At 71.1% G+C, this 21,795-nt stretch carries 21 protein-coding genes, 1 tRNA gene and 1 other RNA gene; 14 read left to right on the top strand and 9 right to left on the bottom strand.

Translation table 11 applies throughout. From position 1 onward, the window contains the following. Window positions 1–48 precede the first annotated feature (48 nt). The 6 genes from ftsX (at window position 49) to ACFYP0_RS07215 (ending at window position 4,447) form a co-directional block, all read left to right on the top strand. Window positions 49–924 (top strand): permease-like cell division protein FtsX, encoded by an 876-nt coding sequence (ftsX, locus tag ACFYP0_RS07240; protein ID WP_124854049.1) that lies wholly within the window; start codon window positions 49–51, stop codon window positions 922–924. A gap of 148 nt (window positions 925–1,072) precedes the next feature. Next, the gene (gene smpB, locus ACFYP0_RS07235) at window positions 1,073–1,552 is read left to right on the top strand and encodes an SsrA-binding protein SmpB (protein WP_124854050.1); all 480 of its coding nucleotides are present in this window, start codon (window positions 1,073–1,075) and stop codon (window positions 1,550–1,552) included. Between the two features lie 104 nt (window positions 1,553–1,656). Further along, window positions 1,657–2,032: a transfer-messenger RNA gene (gene ssrA, locus ACFYP0_RS07230) on the top strand. A 69-nt stretch (window positions 2,033–2,101) separates the two neighbouring features. Beyond that, the gene (locus tag ACFYP0_RS07225; protein ID WP_356975945.1) at window positions 2,102–2,779 is read left to right on the top strand and encodes a hypothetical protein; all 678 of its coding nucleotides are present in this window, start codon (window positions 2,102–2,104) and stop codon (window positions 2,777–2,779) included. 171 nt (window positions 2,780–2,950) lie between these two features. Then, a complete protein-coding gene (locus ACFYP0_RS07220) occupies window positions 2,951–3,460 on the top strand; it encodes a hypothetical protein (protein WP_356975947.1) in 510 nt (169 codons plus the stop codon). Window positions 3,461–3,505: 45 nt separating this feature from the next. Then, window positions 3,506–4,447 (top strand): hypothetical protein, encoded by a 942-nt coding sequence (locus ACFYP0_RS07215; RefSeq protein ID WP_356975949.1) that lies wholly within the window; start codon window positions 3,506–3,508, stop codon window positions 4,445–4,447. Between the two features lie 6 nt (window positions 4,448–4,453). Here ACFYP0_RS07215 and mdlC read toward each other — a convergent pair whose 3' ends face one another. Then, window positions 4,454–6,049, bottom strand: a complete 1,596-nt coding sequence (mdlC, locus tag ACFYP0_RS07210) for a benzoylformate decarboxylase (RefSeq protein WP_356975951.1) — start codon at window positions 6,047–6,049, stop codon at window positions 4,454–4,456. 322 nt (window positions 6,050–6,371) lie between these two features. On the opposite strand from mdlC, the gene ACFYP0_RS07205 reads away from it, so the two are divergent. Together ACFYP0_RS07205 and ACFYP0_RS07200 are read left to right on the top strand one after the other, a co-directional pair. Beyond that, window positions 6,372–6,962 (top strand): YqgE/AlgH family protein, encoded by a 591-nt coding sequence (locus ACFYP0_RS07205; protein ID WP_030490862.1) that lies wholly within the window; start codon window positions 6,372–6,374, stop codon window positions 6,960–6,962. Between the two features lie 89 nt (window positions 6,963–7,051). After that, window positions 7,052–7,124, top strand: a tRNA-Ala gene (locus ACFYP0_RS07200). An 84-nt stretch (window positions 7,125–7,208) separates the two neighbouring features. Here the strand turns inward: ACFYP0_RS07200 and ACFYP0_RS07195 are convergent. From ACFYP0_RS07195 to ACFYP0_RS07165, 7 genes are all read right to left on the bottom strand, one after another. After that, complete coding sequence (locus ACFYP0_RS07195; RefSeq protein WP_124854055.1) at window positions 7,209–7,469, bottom strand: YciI family protein; 261 nt, start codon at window positions 7,467–7,469, stop codon at window positions 7,209–7,211. 89 nt (window positions 7,470–7,558) lie between these two features. Further along, the gene (locus ACFYP0_RS07190; protein WP_356975954.1) at window positions 7,559–8,863 is read right to left on the bottom strand and encodes an ATP-grasp domain-containing protein; all 1,305 of its coding nucleotides are present in this window, start codon (window positions 8,861–8,863) and stop codon (window positions 7,559–7,561) included. Beyond that, the gene (locus ACFYP0_RS07185) at window positions 8,856–9,821 is read right to left on the bottom strand and encodes a hypothetical protein (RefSeq protein WP_124854057.1); all 966 of its coding nucleotides are present in this window, start codon (window positions 9,819–9,821) and stop codon (window positions 8,856–8,858) included. Before ACFYP0_RS07185 ends, ACFYP0_RS07190 begins: the two co-directional genes overlap by 8 nt. A 50-nt stretch (window positions 9,822–9,871) precedes the next feature. Continuing rightward, on the bottom strand, window positions 9,872–11,092 hold the full coding sequence (locus tag ACFYP0_RS07180) for a hypothetical protein (protein ID WP_356975957.1): 1,221 nt from the start codon (window positions 11,090–11,092) through the stop codon (window positions 9,872–9,874). Continuing rightward, window positions 11,082–12,407, bottom strand: a complete 1,326-nt coding sequence (locus ACFYP0_RS07175; RefSeq protein WP_356975959.1) for an MFS transporter — start codon at window positions 12,405–12,407, stop codon at window positions 11,082–11,084. Before ACFYP0_RS07175 ends, ACFYP0_RS07180 begins: the two co-directional genes overlap by 11 nt. Then, window positions 12,397–14,145 carry a carbamoyltransferase N-terminal domain-containing protein gene (locus ACFYP0_RS07170; RefSeq protein WP_124854060.1) on the bottom strand — a complete coding sequence of 583 codons (1,749 nt, stop codon included), beginning with the start codon at window positions 14,143–14,145 and terminating at the stop codon, window positions 12,397–12,399. The genes ACFYP0_RS07175 and ACFYP0_RS07170 overlap by 11 nt, the downstream gene beginning before the upstream one ends. Before the next feature lie 784 nt (window positions 14,146–14,929). After that, window positions 14,930–15,052, bottom strand: coding sequence for a 50S ribosomal protein L36 (locus tag ACFYP0_RS07165; protein WP_030490864.1), 123 nt, complete (start codon window positions 15,050–15,052; stop codon window positions 14,930–14,932). 124 nt (window positions 15,053–15,176) lie between these two features. On the opposite strand from ACFYP0_RS07165, the gene ACFYP0_RS07160 reads away from it, so the two are divergent. Further along, window positions 15,177–16,115 carry a lytic polysaccharide monooxygenase auxiliary activity family 9 protein gene (locus ACFYP0_RS07160; protein WP_356975962.1) on the top strand — a complete coding sequence of 313 codons (939 nt, stop codon included), beginning with the start codon at window positions 15,177–15,179 and terminating at the stop codon, window positions 16,113–16,115. A 27-nt stretch (window positions 16,116–16,142) separates the two neighbouring features. Here ACFYP0_RS07160 and mgrA read toward each other — a convergent pair whose 3' ends face one another. Then, window positions 16,143–17,138, bottom strand: a complete 996-nt coding sequence (gene mgrA / locus ACFYP0_RS07155; RefSeq protein WP_091393918.1) for an L-glyceraldehyde 3-phosphate reductase — start codon at window positions 17,136–17,138, stop codon at window positions 16,143–16,145. A gap of 70 nt (window positions 17,139–17,208) precedes the next feature. Here mgrA and ACFYP0_RS07150 point away from each other — a divergent pair, with 70 nt between their 5' ends. The 5 genes from ACFYP0_RS07150 (at window position 17,209) to ACFYP0_RS07130 (ending at window position 21,792) form a co-directional block, all read left to right on the top strand. Continuing rightward, a complete protein-coding gene (locus tag ACFYP0_RS07150) occupies window positions 17,209–18,189 on the top strand; it encodes an aldo/keto reductase (RefSeq protein ID WP_355577429.1) in 981 nt (326 codons plus the stop codon). Next, window positions 18,186–18,692, top strand: a complete 507-nt coding sequence (locus ACFYP0_RS07145) for a hemerythrin domain-containing protein (protein ID WP_124854064.1) — start codon at window positions 18,186–18,188, stop codon at window positions 18,690–18,692. Before ACFYP0_RS07150 ends, ACFYP0_RS07145 begins: the two co-directional genes overlap by 4 nt. Before the next feature lie 55 nt (window positions 18,693–18,747). Beyond that, complete coding sequence (locus ACFYP0_RS07140) at window positions 18,748–19,992, top strand: sensor histidine kinase (RefSeq protein ID WP_386994976.1); 1,245 nt, start codon at window positions 18,748–18,750, stop codon at window positions 19,990–19,992. Then, window positions 19,989–20,639 (top strand): response regulator transcription factor, encoded by a 651-nt coding sequence (locus ACFYP0_RS07135; RefSeq protein WP_355494359.1) that lies wholly within the window; start codon window positions 19,989–19,991, stop codon window positions 20,637–20,639. Before ACFYP0_RS07140 ends, ACFYP0_RS07135 begins: the two co-directional genes overlap by 4 nt. Before the next feature lie 76 nt (window positions 20,640–20,715). Continuing rightward, window positions 20,716–21,792 (top strand): hypothetical protein, encoded by a 1,077-nt coding sequence (locus ACFYP0_RS07130; RefSeq protein WP_356975967.1) that lies wholly within the window; start codon window positions 20,716–20,718, stop codon window positions 21,790–21,792. Window positions 21,793–21,795 lie beyond the last annotated feature (3 nt).

Below are 21,795 nucleotides of genomic sequence, written 5' to 3'. Positions count from 1 at the left end.
GCAGCCTGACGACGAACACCTCATGCCGGAGACCCGGAGGAAATCCCGATGCGCGTGAAATACGTCCTGTCCGAGGTACTGGTCGGACTGTGGCGCAACGTGACCATGTCCATCGCGATGATCATCACGATGGCGGTCTCGCTGACCATGCTCGGCGCCAGCGGTCTCATGTACCGCCAGGTCGACGACATGAAGGACCTCTACTACAAGAACATCGAAGTCTCGATCTTCTTGACTCAGGAGGTGACCGAGCAGGAGCGCACCGACCTCCAGACCAAGCTCGACGGCGACCCCCTGGTCAAGGACGTCCTCTACGTCAACAAGGACGAGGCGTACAAGCGCTTCAAGGAGATGTACCAGGACGCGCCGGACCTGGTGAACGCGGTCAAGCCGGACCAGCTGCCCGAGGCGTTCCGGCTCAAGCTGAACAACCCGGAGCAGTACAAGAACGTCTACGACCAGTACAAGGACACCGCGGGTGTCGAGGAGATCATCGACCAGAGTCGACTGCTCGACAAGATCTTCAACATCCTCACCTCGATCCAGAACATCGCCCTGGCTGCCGCCATCGTGATGGCGATCGCCGCCCTGCTGCTGGTCGCGAACACCATTCAGGTGGCCGCGTACAGCAAGCGGCGTGAGGTGGCGGTCATGAAGCTGGTCGGCGCGTCCAACTGGTTCATTCAGGCGCCGTTCGTTCTGGAGGCGGTGGTGGCCGGCCTGATCGGTTCACTGCTCGGTCTGGTGGCCCTGGTCGCGGCGAAGTATCTGCTCTTCGACGGGTCGTTGAGCGCGTTGCAGGGTCTGCTCTCGCCGATCACCTGGGGCGACATCCTGTTCATCTTCCCGCTGATGGCTGGCGTCGGTGGTCTGGTCAGCGCGGGCACCGCCTGGATCACGCTGCGCTTCTACCTGCGGGTCTAGGCACCGTACGGGTCGTCCCGTTGTCTCCAAGGACCCTTCCGCAGCCGGAAATAAACGGCGCGGGAGGGTCCTTCTCATTCAGGTAGCATGATCGGTTGTCCGGCCGGGGTGAACCCGGCCGCGGACTCCAGGAGAGGGGGTGGCACCGATGCCACGGGAAAAGGGGCGCAAGGTGGTCGCCTCCAACAAGAAGGCGCGTCACGACTACGCCATCTTCGACACGTACGAGGCGGGCATGGCGCTGACCGGCACCGAGGTCAAGTCGCTGCGGGCCGGGCGGGCGTCACTTGTCGACGCGTTCGCGCAGGAACGGGACGGCGAGTTGTTCCTGCACGCGATGCACATCCCGGAGTACACCCAGGGCACCTGGACCAACCATGAGCCCCGGCGTACCCGCAAGTTGCTGCTCAACCGGGGCGAGATCGACAAGCTCCTCGGCAGGACCCGCGAGGGCGGTTTCACCATCGTCCCGTTGCAGGTCTACTTCTCGGACGGCTGGGCCAAGGTCGAGATCGCCCTGGCCAAGGGCAAAAAGTCGTACGACAAGCGTCAGGACCTCGCCAAGCGGGACGCGGACCGGGAGATCGCCCGGGTGTCCGGTCGACGCGGCAAGGGAATGGACGACTAGTTCATCCTGTTTGTCCGGGTCGGCGTGCCGGCCCGGGGCTCGGGATGAAAGCTGTTGCGGCAGGCGTTAGTCTTGTCAGTGCCGCCACATCGGCGGCCTGTCGAGGGGGTGACTGGTTTCGACTTCGTACGCAGCGACAGGGGAAGCGAGCCGAGGAAGCCGACGTCGTCTCGAGAATCGGTCGTCGGAAACTTATAAGCGCCAAGCAAAATCGCGCTGACTTCGCTCTCGCCGCCTGAGGCGAGTAGCTAAGTCTGTCGGCCTGGGAACGCCTTCGTCCCAGTAGCCGGCATCAGCTAGGAGGCTGGCCAATCGGACCCGGTCGCGGGGTCCGTGCGGCGAGATTAATCAGCGACTGGGCCCGTCACACCAACTTGCTCGCGTGAGCGGTGGGGCCGAGTAGAGGCACAGCGAGCTGCGCTCGGAGAAGCCCTGACAAACCGGCGAAGGACCCGGGTTCGATTCCCGGCACCTCCACCACCTCGAACGAAGCGCCCCGGCCCACCAGCCGGGGCGCTTCGTTGTTCGCGGGGTCTTACGCTGCCCCCTGTGACCAACCAGGAGCTGCGCCTGTCGGTCGGCGCGTCGCCCGGCCAGCGCGTCGTGGCGGTGGTGTTCGGCGTCCTGCTCACGGCCGTGGGCGCTGCGTTCGTGGCACTGCCTCTCGTCGCCGACGGGCTGTTGCGCCGGCTGACCGGCCCGGGTGACGCGTTCGCCTCCTATGAGGAGGCTCGGGATCTGCCACCGGGGCTGCTGCCGCCCGGGCTGAGCGACTCCGCCGACCCGAACCAGTCCGGTCCCAGCCCGTTCGTCGGCCTGTGTGGCCTGCCCTTCGTCCTGCTCGGCCTCTTCCTGGTGCTGCGGGTGCTCCGCACGGCCGCCTGGCTGTACGGCAGCCGGGTGCGGGTACGCGGTGCGCTGCGCACCCGCACCGTCGACCTCGCCACCGCCCGGATCGAGTCCGGCGCGGTGTCGTACCGCGAGGCGGACGACGACGGTCCGGCCGGCGAACCGCAGGCGCGGGCCATCCTCGCGACCGCACCGGGGAGTGCCCGGGGGGTCACCATCCCACTGCGCGGCATGGGGCTGCCCGTCCTGCCGCCGTCCGAGCTGCGGGCGCTGGCCGAGGCGATCACGACGGGTCGACCGGGCGACGAGCGGGCCGGCGACGCGCACGCCGTGGCCGACCACCTGCGCCGGCTGGCAGAGCGCCCGTCGACGGACTGAGGCGGTCGTACGTCCCAGGAGGCCCGTGCGGCGCCGGGGCCGTACCAGCGTGGCTGGTGGGGTCATTGGGCCGGACGGGGCAGATGAGACGGCTCAGGGCCCTGGACAGGGCGGGCCGAGCAGCCTCACCATCGCGGTATGGGGTAGCAGCGCCGCCGCGCGGGAGGTGCCATGGTCACCGGTCCGGTCCAGCAGCCGTCAGTCGTCGCCCGACCGCGCGTCGCGCATCCGGCGGGGCTCCCCGCCGATCCACACTCCATTGGTCTACCCGGCGCGCCGCGCCCGGCCGGCCTCACCGGTGACGTGCACGCCCTCGGCCGGGCCGTCGCCGTCGCCAACACCGAGCCGCGCTGGCGCGAAGAGGTTCTCCTTCGGCTGCGTCCGGTGCGCCAGGGCTTCGCCGAGCACGTCCGGGTCACCGAAGGTCCCACCGGCCTCTACCGGGAGTTGCTCACCCAGTCGCCGCGACTGGACCACGGCGTGCAGCTGCTGACCCGGGAGCACGTGGCGATCGTCGCCGCGATCCTGGCGGTCCAGCAGATCGCGGAGCGGCCCGAGGCGCACCCCGATGAGCTGCGACACCGGGCCGGGCACCTGCTGCGGCGGTTGGCCCGGCATCGGCGGCGCGGTGCCGACCTGCTCTGGGAGGCGTACCAGACGGATCTGGGTGGCGAGACCTGAGCCCCGGTCGGGAACCGGCTGGTCGGCGGAGGCGTCGAACCGTACATGAATCGGCCCGCACTGCTGCTCGTACTCCCGTTGCTGCTCACGGCGGGCTGTGCCGCGACCGACGCCGGTCCCCGCAGCCCGACGCGCGGCGTGGAGGCGTTCGACCAGCGAGCCGCTCAGGTCGCCGAGGCGTGGCGACCCGGCCCCGACTGGCGCACGGGCTACGTGCCGCTGGAGGGGCCGACAGTGCTCACCGGTGACCCGGGCTTCACCCCCGAGACCGAGGCGGCCTTCCGGGCCGGGTGGTACCGCGCGCAGGTCGGAATACCGCCCACCCGGGTCGGCGGCGAGATCCAGTTCCCGGACGGACGGTTGAGGCTGCCGTTGGTCAGCGCCGCCGAGGCGTACCGGCAGCTCGACCAGGGTGACCCACTGCCCTGCCCGGGGCGGCCGAAGCAGCCCGGTCGGCCCACCCCCGGCGGCCCGACTGTCGAACCGGGGCCCGACGGGTGGGGCACGAGCAGCACGCAGACCGCCTGTCTCCCGCTCACCGTCACCGCTGTCACGTTCGGCGCCGTGCCGGTACGCACGAGCCGGGGCGTGGCGCAGGTGCCGGCCTGGCTGTTCACCATCAAGGAGCTGGCCACCCCGGTGGTCCGGCTCGCCGTCGCGCCGTCGGCGGTCACCCCCGTCCCCGAGCCGACCACGCCGGCCCGGCCGCTGCCGGACGGGTTGGTGGCGGCCCAGGACCTGGCCGCCGTCGACGGCGCCCGGCTGACCGTGCGGCTCGGCGTGGGCGCGTGCGACACCGGGATCACGCCGCTGGTGTGGGAACGGCCGGACGTCGTGGTGGTCGGTGGCGGCGTCACCCGGGCCACCGGGGAGTGCATCGCCCTGCTGAAGGTGGAGCCGGTCACCGTCACCCTCGCGGCGCCGCTGGGCAGCCGGCCGGTGCTGGACGTCTTCACCGGTGCCCCGCTGTCGATCGGACCGCGCTGACTCGGTTCAGAGGATGCTGGGCACGTCGGTGCTGATCGGCACCGGCAACACCGTGGGCCGGTCGGCGCGCAGCCCGGCGGAGAGCGCCGCGCCGAGCTGATCGGGGGTTTCCACCACCTGCGTGGCACAGCCGTAGCCGGCCGCGATCGCGATGACGTCCAACCCCGGCAGGTCCAGGCCGGGCACCCCCGGAGTGTGCTTCAGCTCGGCGAACGCCTTGAGGATCGCGTACTGCTGGTTGACCGGGACGACGACCACCACCGGCAGGGCCAGGCGCGCGGCCGTCCAGAGCGCCTGCACCGAGTAGTGGAAGGAGCCGTCGCCGATCACCGCCACCACCGGGCGACCGCGCCCGGTGTCCCGCTCGGCCAGTGCGACGCCGATCGCCGCCGGCAGGCCGTAGCCGAGGCCGCCGCTGGCCATCGTGAAGTACGACGCCGGGCGGGTGATCCGCAGCTGACGACGCAGCGCGGACAGATTGGATGGTGACTCCTGGACCAGCACGCCGTCGGTCGGCCAGTGTGTGGCCAGCGCGGCGAACATGGCGTCGGCGCTCAGCGGGGTGCCGATCTCCGGCGGTGGCGGTGCGTCCGGTCGCGTGGGTGCCGGCCGGTCGCTCGGCGGCACCCCTTCGACAAGCGCGGCCAGTGCCAGCCCCGGGTCGCTGAGCAGGCTGTCACCGACCGGGGCTCGCGCGGCCTCGTCCGGGTCGTCCGTGATGTGCAGCAGCCGCGCGCCGTCGGGCAGGTGCCCGCCCGGCACGTACGGGTAGTAGCGGAACACCGGGGCGCCGACGACCAGCACCGTGTCGTGCCCGCGCAGCGCCTCGGCGAGCGGACCGATCGCGTACGGCAGCACGCCGCGATAGTGCGGGTGGTCCTCGGGGAACACCGCCCGCTCGGTGGCGGGTGCCGACCAGACCGGCGCGGCGAGCCGCTCCGCCAGCGCGACCGCGGCCGGCCAGCTTCCGGAGCGGTCCACCCCCGGCCCGTACACGAGCACCGGGTTGCGGCTGCCGGCCAGCGCCCGGACGAACTCGTCCAACCGCTGAGGGTCCGGCGCGAACCGGGAGGCCACCGTTCGCGGCGCGGGCGGCGGGTCGGCTGGCTGGGCCCAGTCGTCCATCGGCAGGGAGAGGAAGACCGGCCCGGCCGGTGGCTGCACCGCCGTCGCGTACGCCCGCAGCATCGCCGCGGGGATGTCCTGCGCCCGGGCCGGCTCGTAGGCCCACTTCACGTAGGGCTGCGGAAGCTCGGTGGGTCGGCGGCTGGCCAGCCGGGGTTCCAGGAGCAGCATCTCCCGGGTCTGCTGGCCGGCGGTGACGATCAGCGGGGTCTTGTTGTGCCAGGCGGTGACCAGGTTGCCCATGCCGTTGCCGGTGCCCGGTGCGGTGTGCAGGTTGACGTGGGCGGGCACGCCGCCGGCCTGGGCGTAGCCGTCGGCCATCGCGACGGCCGTCGCCTCGTGCAGCGCGTGGACGTAGTGGAAGTCGGCGGGGAAGTCCTGGAGGAACGGCTCCTCGGTCGAGCCGGGGTTGCCGAAGACAGTGGTCATACCGAGGGTGCGGAGCACGTCGTACGTCGCGTCCCGGACAGTTGCCATCGCCACCCGCCTCCGTGTCGCGGGCAGGGGCAACCGCGGTCGCCCTCCCGATCAGCCGAATCTATCGGGATGTGACGGACCTTTCGGGCGTTTCTCGGCCGTCGGTGGCCCCGATCGGTCGATCACCGGGAGCACCGCCGTCGGGTGCGTCAGTCCTTCGTCTCAACTGTCCGATCACCCGCCGGTCAGACCTTAGCCAGCACCCAGGACGCAGGCTATGGTGCCAGGCATGGCGTTGACAGGGCGGCTGAACCCGATGCGGCGGGCGGATTCGGTCGATGACCGGCCCCCGGCGCGGGCTCACGGTTGACGGGTGTGTGGCATGCAGGGAGAGGGCCAGGCGATCGGCGGACGAGCGATGGAGTCGATGACCGGGCGGCTGCTGGTCGCGACTCCGGCGCTCAAGGACCCCAACTTCGACCGCACGGTGGTGCTGCTGGTCGCCCACGAGCCGGGCGGAGCGCTCGGCGTGGTGCTGAACCGGGCCACCGAGGTGCCGGTGGCCGAGGTGCTCGGTGACTGGAGCGACCTGGCCCGCCACCCGGCGGTGCTCTTCGAGGGTGGCCCGGTGCAGCCCGACTCGGCCATCTGCCTCGCCCGGATGCGGCACCCGATGCGCCGGCTGAAGGGTTTCCACCAGGTTTCCGGGGCGGTCGGCACGATCGACCTCTCGGTCGACCCGGAGCGGCTGCGGGAGAGCATCGGCGGCATCCGGGTCTTCGCCGGCTACTCCGGCTGGGGCAGCGGCCAGTTGGAGCAGGAGATCGCCGACGGGTCCTGGTTCGTGCTGGACGGGCTGCCGGGGGACGCCTTCGTCGACCGGCCCGACGACCTGTGGCCGATGGTGCTGCGCCGGCAGGGCGGGATGATGGCCGCCGTGGCGCACTTCCCGCCGGACGTGGCCCTCAACTGACCCGGCCCGGCGGGGGACCCCCGCGAGATGACCATGCGGGCCGGTCTGTGTATAGTTTCCCAGTGCCCGGGCGACCGGGACGACAGCAAGGGGCCGTGGCGCAGCTGGTAGCGCACCACACTGGCAGTGTGGGGGTCAGGGGTTCGAGTCCCCTCGGCTCCACCCTTGAGAAACGCCCTGGTCGGGATAATCCGACCAGGGCGTTTTGCTGTTGCTGGCGGTTCCGCCGCGACGTCGTAGCCCTCGCTACCGGACGATCGGTGACCACTCCCGCTGACTGACGATCGTCACCCCGGGGGTCCGGTAATAGGGATCCTCGGCGACGACAGCGGCGAACGCTTCGGCGTCCGGGACGTCGAAGATCAGCAGGGCTCCGGAGTCGTCGGCGAACGGCCCGGCCATGACCAGCCGACCCTCCTGGTGCAGGGCCTGGAGACGCTCCCGGTGCGCCGGTCGGGCGGCGAGCCGGTCGGGTTCGTCGCCGAAGGACAGCTCCAAGATGAACACTGGTTCCTCCTCATCGGGGCGATCTTCGAAGCACCCTAGTCGATCCGTCGCGCCACCACCGTCTTGTCGTGGACGCCCGGCGGTGGTGGTCAGGGATCCACGATGATGTCGATCGCCGCGCTCACCTGACGTTCCAGTTCGTCGAGGTCGTCGAGGGTCGGGGCGTCGATCAGGAACGTCACCCCACGGTCACCGGATTCGCGTAGCTCACCGAGGAGTGCTCCGCGTTCCTTGAGCACGATGACGTGTCGCAGGGCGGGCGGGTCGTCGGCTTCGCCCGGTGCGATGACCGGCCACGGCTGCCCCTCCGGCACCCACTGCGGCTCCATGCCCGGCCAGCGCAGCTTCACGTCCTGCAACGTTCCCCTCGGCTGGGGCAGGTAGACCTGGCGGGCGAACCGCCGGGGTGGGGGGTGTGCCGCCGGCTCGTCGAGCGCCACTTCCATGATCGTCTGCTCGAGCGCCCGACCGGTCGCCAGGTGGTAGAGCGGCATGATGCCATCGCCCGGAGTACGGGCGGCCACCTCCATCAGGACCGGCCGGCCGTCCCGGTCGAGGCGGAGTTCGGTGTGCACGATGCCGGCGACGAGACCGAGCCGGCCCACGATGTCGCGGTTGGCGGCGAGCAACCTGTCGTGATCCGCGCCGGGAGGTGCGGGCACGGTGTGGGCCATCTCGACGAACCAGTCCGAGCCGTCCTCGGTGGTCCGCTTCTGGGTCGCCGACTCGAAGACGATCCGACCGTGTTGGACGACCGCCTCCACCGAGTACTCGGCGCCGGTGACGTACTCCTCGACCAGCAGGGTCTCCGCCGCCGGGTACTCGGTGAGCAGCGCGGGCAGGGCCTCGGGGTCGCGCACCGCCCGGACCCCGGAACTCGACCGCCGCCCCGAGGGCTTCAACACCGCCGGGAACCGCACCGGGCCCACGTCGAGCCCGGCGCGCCCCTGCGGTGGGACGACGACCAGCCGAGGGCTCCACTGCGGCAGGTAGAACCGTTGCAGGTACTTGTTGCGACACACCCGCGCCGCGCGCACGCCCGGCCCGGGCAGGCCGAGCGCATCCGCCACGATCCCGGTCTGCTCGACGAGCATCTCGCCCGCGGCGTAGACCCCGACGATGTCGTACTCCTGCTGCCAGCGCTGGACGTGGGCGACCACACCGGAGGTGAAACTGCCCTCGATGCCGACCTCGCCGGTGACGAAGGCCGCGTCCGTGAGGTACGTCCCGGGACCCTCGCCCCGGGCCATGGCGGCCGTCGTTTCGGCCCGCCACTGTTCCGAGGTGATCAGCAGGATCCGCAGCCCTCGACCGGCGAGGTCGGCGAGGAAGCCCCAGTTGCGGGCGATGACCCGGTAACCGCCGAGCAGCAGGAAGGCGTGGGCCTCACTCATAGCCGTACTGCTCCAGGATGTCGCCGAACAGCTCGGTGAAACGGGCCTCGTTGCGTTTGGTGAACCGCTCCCGCCAGGTGCCGGTGGTGCCCCGGAAGAAACTCCAGGAACTCTGGTCGTAGACCTTGCCGGCGACCTCCTCGGCGTCCGCGGTGGACCCGACGTGCTTCAGCAACCGGTCCACGGCCTCGAGTTGGCGTTGCCGGGACCCGCCGCCGCGCTCTCCGACCAGATCCTCGTAGCTGACCTTGCACACGTCGGGGTGGCGCAGCAGCCACAGCCCTCGCTCGAACTGGTCTCGCCCGAGGAAGGACGTGTCCCGCATCGCGTAGTCGAGCTTGTCCTCCCAGGTCGGCAGGGAGGTCAGGATGCGGTGGAAGATGTCGAACTCGTAGAAGTTGCCGTACCCCTCGCGGGTCCGCCCCTCCAGAAAGTTGACCATGGACACCAGTGCGTCGCGGGGGTCGCGGTAGTTGTAGACCAGCGGCGGGGTGGCGGTCTCCACCCACTCGGCGAAGAAGGACCCGTCCACCTTGCTGATGTCCAGCTCATGGAAGATCCAGCAGAGCCCGGCCGGGGTGTCCGCGAACCGCGAGTACGGCAGGTGCGGGTTGGTGATCACCGAGTCGGCGAAGTCGAAGCGGGTCTGCCCGTACCGGTTGACGACGTGCTGGCCCAGTCGGCGTTGCCAGTGCCAGCCCAGGGCGGACCAGGCCTCCTGGGTGCGGAGCAGGTACTCCTCCGTGCCCTCCAGCTCCAGCAGTTCGTCGTAGTCGGACTTCGACAGGGTGAGCGCGGCGATCTGACGTCGCTGCGCGTCGGTGAAGTCCGGGGTGTTGCGGGGGGTCGGCCGGGGCACCCCGGCCATCTTGTACCCCAGGTTGGTCATCAGACCCTGCATGAGGTGGGTGCCGGTCTTCTGCAGCGAGATCACCATGGCACGAGGGGCCAGCGGCATGTCGGTCTCCCGGTGGTCGTGCGTCGGATGCGACGCGGAGTGAAGGGGAATCAGCGGACGTAGGCAGCCAGGTGGCCGGTGGTGCGCTCGTCGAGGAAGCGGAGGAGCCGGGCGAACGACTCCCGCTGTCGCTCATCGGGTGTCCACAGCCACAGCTCACGTTTGGCGACCTGGGCGCCTCGGCGGAACTTCGGAGCGAACGCCTCGAACCCGAGGCGGTACCGGGGCACGCCGGCCCGGATGCACGACTCGACGGGCTGCCCGAACACCAGGTGGTGGTAGGCGACGCTGGTACCGGTGACGTCGTAGTCGCTGCCGTAGCCGAGGGTGCAGCAGCCGTGCCGGCCGTACATCTGCACCGTGCAGGCGAGGACTTCGGCGTCGGACCGGCCGGCCACGGCAACGCGGATCGCCCCGGGGAGCACCGCAGCCAGGTACGCGCGGGCCGCCCGCAGCTGGGGCCGGTTCGGTGCCGCGCCGTTGCGCTCGCCGGTGCGTGCCTCAAGGTCCACGATCCGGTCGACGTGCTCGGCCAGCGGCACCTCGCGGACCTGGAGCCCGGCCCGGGTCACCTCGCGCTCGGCCAGTCGGTAGTTGCGGCGCGTCTCGGCGTTCTGCCCGTCGAGGAACGCCTGGTAGGTGGGGTAGCCCTCCAGGTGCAGGGCGGACGCGGCGGTGACCGAGCCCCGGACGAAGCCGGCGGCCTCCAGCAGGCCACGCAGCAGCTCGTCGTCGACGGCCACGTACGGCAGGACCACCGCTGCGGCGCGGCCCTGCCGGACCAGGTCCTGGAGGGTCGCCACGACCTCCCGGCCGGCCTGCCGCCGCCGGGTGATGTCGACGTCGGGGGCGGTGAACAGCGGACTGCGGTCGTACGTGCGGACGACGAGCGGCTCTCCGACGGTGGTGGTGAGCCAGTCCGCGAGATCACCCGACTTCGGTGCGTCCGGGCCGAGCGCGCCGAGCAGGGCCCGGTGCTCGGCGCGGATCCGGGTCGCGTCGTCGTCCTGGGTGAGCCGGAGGAACTGTTCCTCGGTGAGGAGTTTCCACGGGTGGCTGAACAGGCCCGTCCCGGCCACGGCGGTGACCGCGTGGATCGCGGCAACCGGCCCCCGGTCGTCGTCGGCGGTGACCAGCAGCGCGGTGCCCGGCTCCAGCCGTTCGCGGAACAGCAGGTAGCCGTGGGCCGCGTCGGGTTCGGCGTCGGCGGCCAGCCGGGCCCAGGTCTCCTCGTCGACGGCGCCGATGCCGTCGGTCACGTCAGTCGCCATGCCGGATGGACCGTTCCTTCCGAGTTGTCGTGCCCGCGAGGGCCCGCACCTCGGACAGTTGGGCCGCCCTGCGCAGCGGAGAGGCGTACAGCAGCAGCGAGGAGACGGTGAGCGAGACGGCCACCACCCACACCGCCGTGGTCGCCCCGGCCAGGTCGGCCAACACCCCGCCGAGCAGCGCCCCGACCGGCAGCGAGCCGAAGGCCGCGATGCGGTAGCTCGCGGTCACCGCGCCGAGCAGGACGGGAGGGGGGACCTGCTGCCGTACGGTGACCGCCAGGACGTTGTAGACCGCCAGAGCCGCCCCGTTGATGACGAAGCCCGCGCCGAGCAGCACGGTCGCCGTGCCGGCCGCGGCGAGCCCGGGCACCAGCAGCAACCCGAGCGCGGCGACCGTGATCGAGACGGTCAGCGCCCGGCCGAGGTGCAGTCGGGCCCCGACCCGCCCGGCGACCAGGGAGCCGACCAGCGCCCCGACGCTGCCGAGCCCGATGACCAGGCCGATCAGGCCACCGGAGAGCCCGAGGGTGCGCACGCCGTATACCAGGAAGACCGTCGCGAAGGCCTGCTCGTGCAGGTTGAAGAGGGCCGACTGCACGCACAGGTCCCGGATCGGTCGGCTCCGCCAGACGTAGGCCAGCCCGGCCCGGATCGTCGGCGCGTCGCCCCGGTCGGTCGCCGGCCGCAGCGCCCGAGCGGGGAGGGTCGCCATCGCCATCGCCGCCGCGCAGAACAGTGCCCCGGTGACCACCGCGGCCCAGGAGGCGCCGGCGGACTGCACGATGAAACCCGCCGCCGCCGGCCCGGCCATCTGGGTCACCGACGTGGTGGCCTGCAACAGACCGTTGCCGGCGACCAGCCGGTCGCCGTCGAGCAACCGGGGTGCGGTGACCTGGGACCCGATGTCGTGCAGCACCGCCGCCGAGCCGATGAGGAACGCGCCCACCAAAAGCGTCGTGAAGACCAGGCGGTCGGTGGCGGCCAGGGCCCCGATGCCGAACAGCACGACGCCGCGTGCCGCGTTGCCGGTGACCAGGATCCAGCGCAGCGAGGAACGGGCGGTCCAGGTGCCCACCAGCAGGGAGAACGCCAGCACCGGCACGAACTGTGCCGCGCCGACCAACCCCACCTGGGTGCCGCTGCCGGCCAGCAACGTCACGACCAGCAGGGGCAACCCGAAGGCGGTGATCTGGTGTGCCGACCGGGCGGCCAGGTCGCCCAGCCAGAGGGTACGGAACGCCGGCTCCCGCAGCGGGGGGCGCGGTGGCGCGCCGACGTCCGTACCCTCCGGCGGACGCCGGATGTCAGCTGACACCGGTGCCGGTGACGCTCGCTGACGCGTCCGACGAGGTGACTCTGCGGTACAGCGCGTTCTCGCTCCAGATGAGGTCGACCTGGCCCCACTCCATCGCCGACACCACGTCGGGGAAGAAGCTGCGGCCGTTGTAGTTCGCGCTGGTGTTGCAGAGCACCGGGATCCCGCTCCACTTGTGGTACTCGCGCAGGACGGCCGCGAGCATCGGGTTGTCCTCGGCGCTGACCGTCTGCAACCGGGCGGTCCCGTCGAGGTGGATCGCCGCCGGGATCCGGTCCACCCAGTCGGGGCGCACCCGGTGGTCGAAGAGCATGTACGGGTCCGGGGTGCCCGGGTCGAAGACCGTCGGAGCGTGGTCGGTCAGGCAGATCGGTGCGACCGGCCGGAAGCTCTCCCGACGCTTCATCCGGTTGAGCTCGTCCTTCATCGCCGGGTCCACCGCCGGGGCGAGGATGCTGCGCGCCCCGAGTGCGCGAGGGCCCAACTCGGCACGGCCGTGCAGGACCACCACCGGCTTACCGGTGCGGTGCAGCAGCCGGGCCAGCTCCTCCGGGCGACATGGCGCCACCGTCCAGCCCGCCGGAACGTGCGAGTTGTGCACGAGGTCGGGGCCGGCGAAGACGTTCCACGAGATCGGCGCCAGTCGCTGCTCTCCGCTGACCAGGATGGCGCCGGTGCCGACGGCCGAACCCGAGTCGTCCGGGAAGGGCGGCACCCACATCTCGCGGATGGCCTTGTGCGCCCGCATGGCGCTGTTCCATTTGATGTTCAGGGCGCAGCCGCCGGCGAAGCAGAGGTTCCAGGGGCCGTTGCCCTTCCAGGACTCGGCCTTGGCCACGAGTCGCTCGACGAGCAGCTCCTCGATGAACTCGTGCACGCTGGCGAGCACGTCGTCGTCGGCGACGCCCAGTTGGTCGGTGCGCCGACGGACGTCCTCCAGATAGGCGTGGACGTAGGCATGCGAGGGCTCGCCGGTGCTGCCGCAACCGATGATCTCCTCCCGGTATTTGCGGACGGCCGGGCTGTTGGCCTCGAAGTGCTCGTGGAACAGCTCCCCGAGGACCTGCTTGATCGGCTCCCGGGCGGTGCCGAGGGCGATGTAGGCCATCAGCTTCCCGGCCACCGAGAGGTCGTCGACGTTGCGGGACAGCTTGTCGCGGCGGTACGGCCCGAAGTGCTGCGAGGCCATTGAGTAGAAGTGCCCGATCAGCGGGAAGACCTCGCCGCCGGGCTCGATGCGGCCGTCCTTGTCCACCGAGTAGAGCCGGGGGAAGCAACCGCCGTCCCAGACCAGGACGAGGCTCGGCTCGCCCCGTCGGGCGAAGGGGCTGGTGCTGTACGCGGCGGCGAGGTGGCTCGCCACGTGCACGTGGCTGACGTACGGCACTGTGGCGTCGCCGATGGGCAACTCGCCACGGTGGCCCGGCTGGGCTGGATTCGGCACCCGCTCGGTCTCCCGGTAGGGCGCCAGCCGGACGTCGACCGGGTTGCCGTTGTTGAGCCGGTGGGCCTGCCCGTGGACGGCGCCGTCCCAGCCGTCCAGCGCCCACTGGTCGACGTCGGAGATCTTGTACCCGTAGTCGCCCAGGATCCGGGCGATCAGCGTGAGATCGTCCACGTCGCTGTATCGGCGGTTGTTCTCCAGCTTTTGCGCCTCGACGTTGAACTCCAACACGTCGTCCTGGAAGAGGGCGACGCCCCCGCTCTGAGTGAGTTTTACTCCGCACGTAATACGCATAGATGCTTCCCCCCGTTTTCGGCGACTTAAAATTCCTATCGATGTTCCGTCGGCAAGTCAACCCCCCGATGGTTGCCGACACCGATCAGCATGCCTCCGAGCTGCGCAAAGGGAAGTGTCGTTCCTCGATGTAGTTCGTTGCCCGCGTCAGGCCCGGGACGGGGTTGTCGAGCGCCCTCTCGGAGATACCGCAATGCCTATCGGTCTAATGGGATATGGAATTTCCATCATCTGAAATTCGCGCGTCACGAGTTGGTAACTTACCGCTGTCGGCTGCCAGGGTTGGTGTCGAGCCCGATCGCCAAAGCCGCGACTCGGGCGGCATTTGAGCAGCTCAGCTCGGCTGTGACGGGCATGGGGGATTAATGAGTGGCGATGAGGCCAGCTGGCGTCTATCTTCGACCGGGGGTGCCGCGCGGTCTGGGAGTCCTCCGGTGGACGAAGCGGATCTTGAGCGATGGATACGCGACATCCTGCAATCGACGCATCCACTCCGAATCGGTTCGGAACTGCGTCGCGCGGAACGCATCGCGAGTGTCAGATTCTCCGACCCGACAATTGCCCAAGCGGTCCATCGGGCGGTCGCAGCGACAATGAACAGGCGTGATTGAGCGATCATCGCCAAGCACGCGCGACCTACGGCCCGGGACCGGAAAAGCACTCCCGGAAAAGGGCTGCTCTTCTTATCTTCCGGGTCGGTCGGTCATACCCGGACACGCAAAACGCCCCGACCGGATGACCCGGTCAGGGCGTTGGCGACTAGATGTCCGGTAAGGGCTGGGGGTCAGCCCTGCCGGCTCTTCCACTGCGGGTTGGCGCGGTTCACCACGACCACCCGGCCGCGACGGCGGACCACCACCGAACCCGGCTTCTGCTTCAGTGCACGCAACGAGCTACGTACCTTCATGTCTGCCTCCTCGGTGCAAGCGGTTCCGAGTATCGAAACGCCACGCCCACCCGCAGGATTCCCGGCCGGTCAGCGTCGAACCTTTGCCGTCCCTCGGCCGTACCAGTGGGCGGAGGTCATCCTCATGCCCGTACGCCGGCTCCTCGCCACGGTGCTGGTCGCTGCCGCGACAGTGCCCCTGGCCGCCACACCCGCAGCCGCCCACGGTGCCCCGACCGACCCGATCAGTCGCGCGGCGGCCTGCGGCCCCGAGGGGCGGTACGCGGCCACCAGCGCCTGCCGGGCGGCGATCCAGGCCGGCGCGGCGGTCCGCGAATGGGACAACGTGCGCGTTTCCACGATCAACGGGCGAGATCGGGAACGAATCCCGGACGGTGAGCTGTGCAGCGGCGGGCTGTCCGCCTACCGAGGGCTGGACCTGCCCCGCACCGACTGGCCCAGCACCACGCTGACCACCGGCGCGAAGTTCACCTTCCGGTACCGGACCACCATCGAGCACCGGGGCACCTTCCGGCTCTACGTCACCACGCCCGACTACGACCCCCGCAAGAAGCTGACCTGGGCGGATCTGGAGTCGCGCCCGTTTCTGACGCTGACCGACCCGCCGGTGCGGGCCGGGGCGTACCAGTTGGCGGGCCGGCTGCCGGCGGGCCGCAGCGGTCGACACCTGATCTACACGATCTGGCAGAACTCCAACACGCCGGACACCTACTACTCCTGCTCCGACGTGGTGTTCCGTGGCGCCAAGTCCACCGGTGCCGCGGCCACCCCCACCCCGGGGAAAGCCGGCGCGACGAAGAGCGCGGCGGCTGCTCCGCGTACCGCCGCGAGTGGACCGGCCGCCACCGAGCCGGCGGTGGCGGCGGCGGCCGACCCGGGCGTGCCGGTGGCGTCGGTGACCAACCTCGACGGCCGGTGGCCGGTGCTGGCCGGCGCTGCCGTCGTGCTGGTCCTGGCGCTGCTGCTGATCGGTGCCGGACGGCGACGTCGCGGCGCCGCCGCGCCGGTGGGCCGGCAGTGCGAGGTGCGCAACCACCGGGCCGGGCGGCGCCGGATCTGGTGATCCGCCCCGCCCGGGACCCGGCGGCGTTCAGCCCAGGTGGCGCTCGATCTCGGCCAACTCGTCGGCGGTGAAGTCGAGGTTGTCCAGCGCGGCGATGTTCGTCTCCAACTGCTCGACGCTGCTCGCCCCGATGATCAGGCTGGTCATCCGCGGGTCACGCAGCGCCCAGGCCAACGCGAGCTGAGCGAGGGACTGGCCGCGCCGCTCGGCGACCGCGCCGAGCCCACGGATGGTGGCCATCTTCTCCTCGCTGAGGTCGCTCTCGTTGAGGAAGACGCTGGTGCGAACCCGCGAGTCGGCCGGGATGCCGCCCAGGTAGCGGTCGGTCAGCAGGCCCTGGGCCAACGGGCTGTACGCGATGCAGCCCGCACCGACCTGCTCCAGCGTGTCGAGCAGGCCGTCGGACTCGGTCCAGCGGTTGAGCATCGAGTACGACGGCTGGTTGATCAGCAGCGGCGTACCCAGCTCGCGCAGGATCGCGGCGGCCCGCGTGGTCTGCTCCGAGTTGTAGTTCGAGATGCCGACGTAGAGCGCCTTGCCGGAGCGGACGATGGCGTCGAGCGCCCCCATCGTCTCCTCAAGTGGGGTGTCCGGGTCGAATCGGTGGGAGTAGAAGATGTCGACGTAGTCCAGCCCCATCCGGCCCAGCGACTGGTCCAGCGACGAGATCAGGTTCTTGCGCGAGCCCCACTCGCCGTACGGGCCGGGCCACATCAGGTACCCGGCCTTGCTGGAGATGACCAACTCGTCCCGGTACGGCTTCAGGTCGGTGGCGAGCATCCGGCCGAAGTTCTCCTCCGCCGAACCGGGCGGCGGGCCGTAGTTGTTGGCCAGGTCGAAGTGGGTGACACCCAGGTCGAAGGCGCGGCGCACGATGTCACGCTGCCGTTCGAACGGGCGGTCCGGGCCGAAGTTGTGCCACAGCCCGAGCGAGACGGCCGGTAGCCGCAGGCCACTGCGCCCGCTGCGCCGGTAGGTCATGGTGTCGTAGCGGTCATCCGCGGCGAGGTAGGTCACGATCATGAGCCTAGCTCCGGCTCAGCGTGATGCGGATCGGGCGTGGAAACCGGGACATCGGGGTAGTTTCGACGCCATGCGTTTCATTGCGCTCGACACCCCCAAACCGCTGTCCAAGATCGGCTTGGGCACCTGGCAGTTCGGCTCCCGGGAATGGGGGTACGGCCCGGACTTCGAACGGCGGGCGGCGCAGATCGTCCGGCGGGCCGTCGAGCTGGGCGTGACGGTCTTCGACAGCGCGGAGATCTACGGCTTCGGGCGCAGCGAACGCATCCTCGGCGCGGCCCTCGGCGACGACCGGCCGAAGGTGGTGATCGCCAGCAAGATCCTGCCAGTGCTGCCGGTGGCTGCTGTGGTGCAGCAGCGGGCGGTCGCCTCGGCGGCCCGGCTCGGCGTCACCAGCATCGACCTCTACCAGGTGCACCAGCCCAATCCGCTGGTCGCCGACCACACCACAATGCGCGGCATGCGGACCCTGCAGGACGTCGGGCTGGTCGGCGAGGTGGGCGTGAGCAACTACGGGCTGCGCCGCTGGCAGGTCGCCGAAGCCGCCCTCGGCCGGCGGGTGCTCAGCAACCAGGTCCGCTACAGCATGCTGGACCGCGCACCCGAGCAGGACCTGCTGCCGTACGCGCGGCAGGCCGGTCGGGTGGTCATCGCGTACAGCCCGCTGGCGCAGGGCTTTCTCTCCGGTCGCTACGACGCCAGGAACCCGCCGACCGGCGCGGTCCGGCGCGCCAACCCGTACTTCCTGCCGGAGAACCTGGAACGCGGCGCGGCCCTGATCGACACAGTGCGCCAGGTCGCCGACGCCCACGACGCCACTCCCAGCCAGATTGCACTGGCCTACCTGCTGCGCCACCCGAACGTGCTCGCCATCCCCGGGGCGTCCGGGGTCGAGCAGATGGAACGCAACGCCGCCGCCGCCGACATCGACCTCGCCGACGACGAGTACACGGCGCTGGCCGAGGCCGCGAAACGCTTCCGCCCGATCACCGGGCTCGCCGCGATGCCGGCGATGCTGCGTGCCCGGATCGGCAAACCAACCGGAAAGTGAGCACAGTGGACGACATCACCGCGCTGATCCTGGACGACCACGCCGCCTTCCGGCGTGGCTTCGCCCGCCTCGACGACGCCCGCGACGAGCAGGAGATGCTCGCCATCTGGGACGCCCTCGCCCTGCACCTGGACATCCACGCCGAGGCGGAAGAGGCGATCCTCTACCCGCACCTGGTCAAGCACGGCGACGACGGCGAGGACGAGACCGCCGACGCGATCGGCGACCACAACAAGATCCGCGACGCCGTCGCCGAGGCGAAACTGCACCCGGTCGGCTCGGACCAGTGGTGGGAGGCGGTCGGCACCGCCCGCCGGGAGAACAGCGAGCACCTCGCCGAAGAGGAGGACGAGGCGCTGCCCGACTTCCGCCGGCACGCCAGCACCGAACTCCGCGCCGAGTTGGGCCAACGCTGGCTGACCTTCTACGGCGAGCACAAGAACGGGCGCAACCTTCCGTTCCGCGACAAGGACCCGCAGCAGTACGTCGCCGACCACCGCTGAGATCTCCCCGGCACGGGGGAGTCGGCGGGACCCGTCCGGGCCGCAGAATGACGAGGTGACCCTCCGAGCGGTGCTGGCCCCGCTGGTCGCCGGCACCACCTGGCGACGCGGCGTGTTCCTGCTGCTCGGCGGCGTGCTGGCGCTGCCGTACGGGCTGCTCGCGGTGACCTTCGCCCAACTGCTCGCCGACTCGGCGATCCCGCGCCCACTGGTCTACGTCCTGCTGCTCATCGCGGTGCTGATCGCCGTGGTCCCGTTGCTGCTGGACGGCAGCCGGGCCCTGGAGATCGCCGCCGTCCGGGCCCTGCTCGGCGTCGACCTGCCCGAACCCGCGCCCGGGCACCACGGCGACCGGGAGACCCGGCTGCGCAGCGCCCTCTGGATCGCCACCCACCTCATCGTCGGCGCCTTGGTGATGATCGCGCTGTTCAGTGCCCTGCCGATGGCGCTGGCGTTCATCGCCCAACAGTTCGGTATCGGCACCGAGCTGACCAGCCGGGAACAGTTCGGGCCACTGGACGGGCAGGACAGCGGCTGGCTGACATTGGCCGGGGTGCTCCTGCTGGTGGTTCTCGGCTACGCCGTCGCCGGGCTCGGCGCGCTCGCCGGATCCATGGCACCGGTGCTGCTCGGCCCGGCTCAGGCGGAGCGGATCGCCGCCCTCGAAGCACGGGCCGCCCGGCTCGCCGAACGCAACCGGCTGGCCCGCGAGCTGCACGACTCGGTCGGGCACGCGCTGACCGTGGCCACCCTCCAGGCCGGGGCCGCCCGCGAGGTCCTCGACACCGACCCCGAGTTCGTCCGGCGGGCACTCACCGCCATCGAGGACGTCGGGCGGACCGCGATGGACGACCTCGACCACGTGCTCGGGCTGCTCCGGGAGAACGGACGCGACCGGCCCGTGGTGGCGCCGCAGCGTACCCTCGCCGACCTGGACCGATTGGTCACCGACGCCCGCGCGGCCGGCCTGACCGTGCACGCGCAACGCGCCGGCGACCCGGCCCGGGTGCCCGCGGTGGTCTCCCGGGAGGGCTACCGGATCGTCCAGGAAGGACTGACCAACGCCGCCCGGCACGGCCACGGGCCGGTGACGGTACGCCTGGACCTGCACAGCGACGCGCTGGAGCTGGAGCTGGTCAACGCGGTGCGCCACCCCGACCGAGGCCGGCGGGGGCGAGGCGGTCGAGGCCTGGACGGCATGCGGGAGCGGGTGCTGCTGCTTGGCGGCCGGCTCACAGTGGGCCCCGACGGCGACCGGTGGCTGATCCGGGCCCGCCTGCCGTACGAGGAGACGACATGACCACAGGGGTGCTGATCGTCGACGACGACGAGCTGATCCGGGTGGGACTGCGGGCCATCATCGACGCCCAACCCGACCTGCACGTGCTCGCCGAGGCCGCGGACGGCGCCGAGGTGCCACCGCTGGTCGCCCGGCACCGGCCCGACGTGGTGCTGATGGACGTGCGGATGCCCGGTATCGACGGCATCCAGGCCACCCGGCACCTGCTCGCGACCTCCGCCGACCCGCCCCGGGTGTTGGTGGTCACCACCTTCGCCAACGACGAGTACGTCTACGAGGCGCTGCGCGCCGGCGCCTCGGGGTTCCTCCTCAAACGGGCCCGGCCCGCCGAGGTGGTGGAGGCGGTCCGGGTGGTCGCGGCCGGCGAGTCACTGCTCTTCCCGACCGCGATCCGCCAACTGGTCGGGGCGTACGGGCCGACGGGCGGCGACCGGTTGAGCGCCGCCCGGCTCACCGAACGGGAGGCCGAGGTGCTGCGGTTGATGACCACCGGCCGGTCCAACCCGGAGATCGCCGCGCACCTGGTGGTCGGGGTGGAGACGGTCAAGACGCACGTCGGCAACGTGCTGGCCAAGCTGGGCGTCCGCGACCGTACGCAGGCGGTCATCGCCGCCTACGAGTCCGGCTTCGTCACCCCGTCCGGCTGATCGGTCCCTCCACCGGGGGAGCGGGTTCACCGCCGGCCGGGAGGGAATCCGGCGGCTGTCCGTCGAGGCTGAGAGCATGACAACGATCACTGCCTCCCCACCCCGTACCGACTCCCGCTGGCCGGACCGGCTCGCCCCGCTGGCCGCCGGTTGGCTCGGCCTGTGGGGCGTGCTCGCCCTGATCAGCACGCTCACCGGCGCCGGCTACCCGTTCGGCCCGAACGATCACCACGGCGGCGACGTCAGCCTGCTGCGCCTGGTGCCGGTGGAGGTGGCCACCCCGCTCTTCGCCGGCGTGCTGCTCACCGCCGCGGTGGCCGCCCTGGCCATGAGCCGCCCGGCGGCGCGTCCGCCCGGCCCGCTGCGGGCGCTGCTCGCCGGCTACGGCTGGGCGGTCGCGTTCGTGTTCGTCCTGGTCGTGCCGGATGTCCGCGTGCTGATCGTCCTCGGCTACCTGCCGATCCTGATCGTGGGGGCGCCGTTCGGCTGGCCGCCGATCGACTACTCCGACGTCTTCAACTGGGCGCTGTTCGCCCGGTTCGCGGCGCTGGCCGGCGGGCTGCTGCTCGCCGGGGCGGTGCTCGCCTGGCAGCGGCGTACCGCCGGGGCCTGCGTCGGCTGCGGCCGCGCCGACACCGCACAGGGGTGGACCACCCCGGCCGCCGCCACCCGCTGGGGCCGGTGGGCCGCCGGCATCGCCGCGGCCATCCCATTGACGTACGCGTTGACCCGGTTCGCCTGGGCGGCCGGCATCCCGTTCGGCATCTCCCGCGAGTTCCTGACCGAGATGCAGGACACCGGGCTGGTCTGGGCCGGGTTCGGGCTGGCCGCGTTCGCCACCGTCGGCGCGATCCTCACCCTCGGGCTGGTGCAACGCTGGGGCGAGCGCTTCCCGCGCTGGATGCTCGGGCTCGCCGGCCGTCGGGTGCCGGTGAAGCTGGCCGTGGTGCCGGCCACCCTGGTCGCCGTCTCCGTGACCGCGGCCTCGCTGGGGCTGCTCAGCAATCCCGAGTTCTGGCGGGTGACCGGCGGGTTCAGCATGACCGGGGCACCGATGCTGCTCTGGCCGCTGTGGGGCGTGGCGCTCGGCGCGGCCACCTACGCGTACCACCTGCGCCGCCGCGGCACCTGCCGGCGTTGCGACCGGGGCTGAGGG

This window comes from Micromonospora arida, assembly GCF_042873195.1.
GTDB lineage: Bacteria > Actinomycetota > Actinomycetes > Mycobacteriales > Micromonosporaceae > Micromonospora > Micromonospora arida.
The sequence above is the reverse complement of the archived record's forward strand: the minus strand, read 5'-3'. Positions and strand labels throughout refer to the sequence as shown.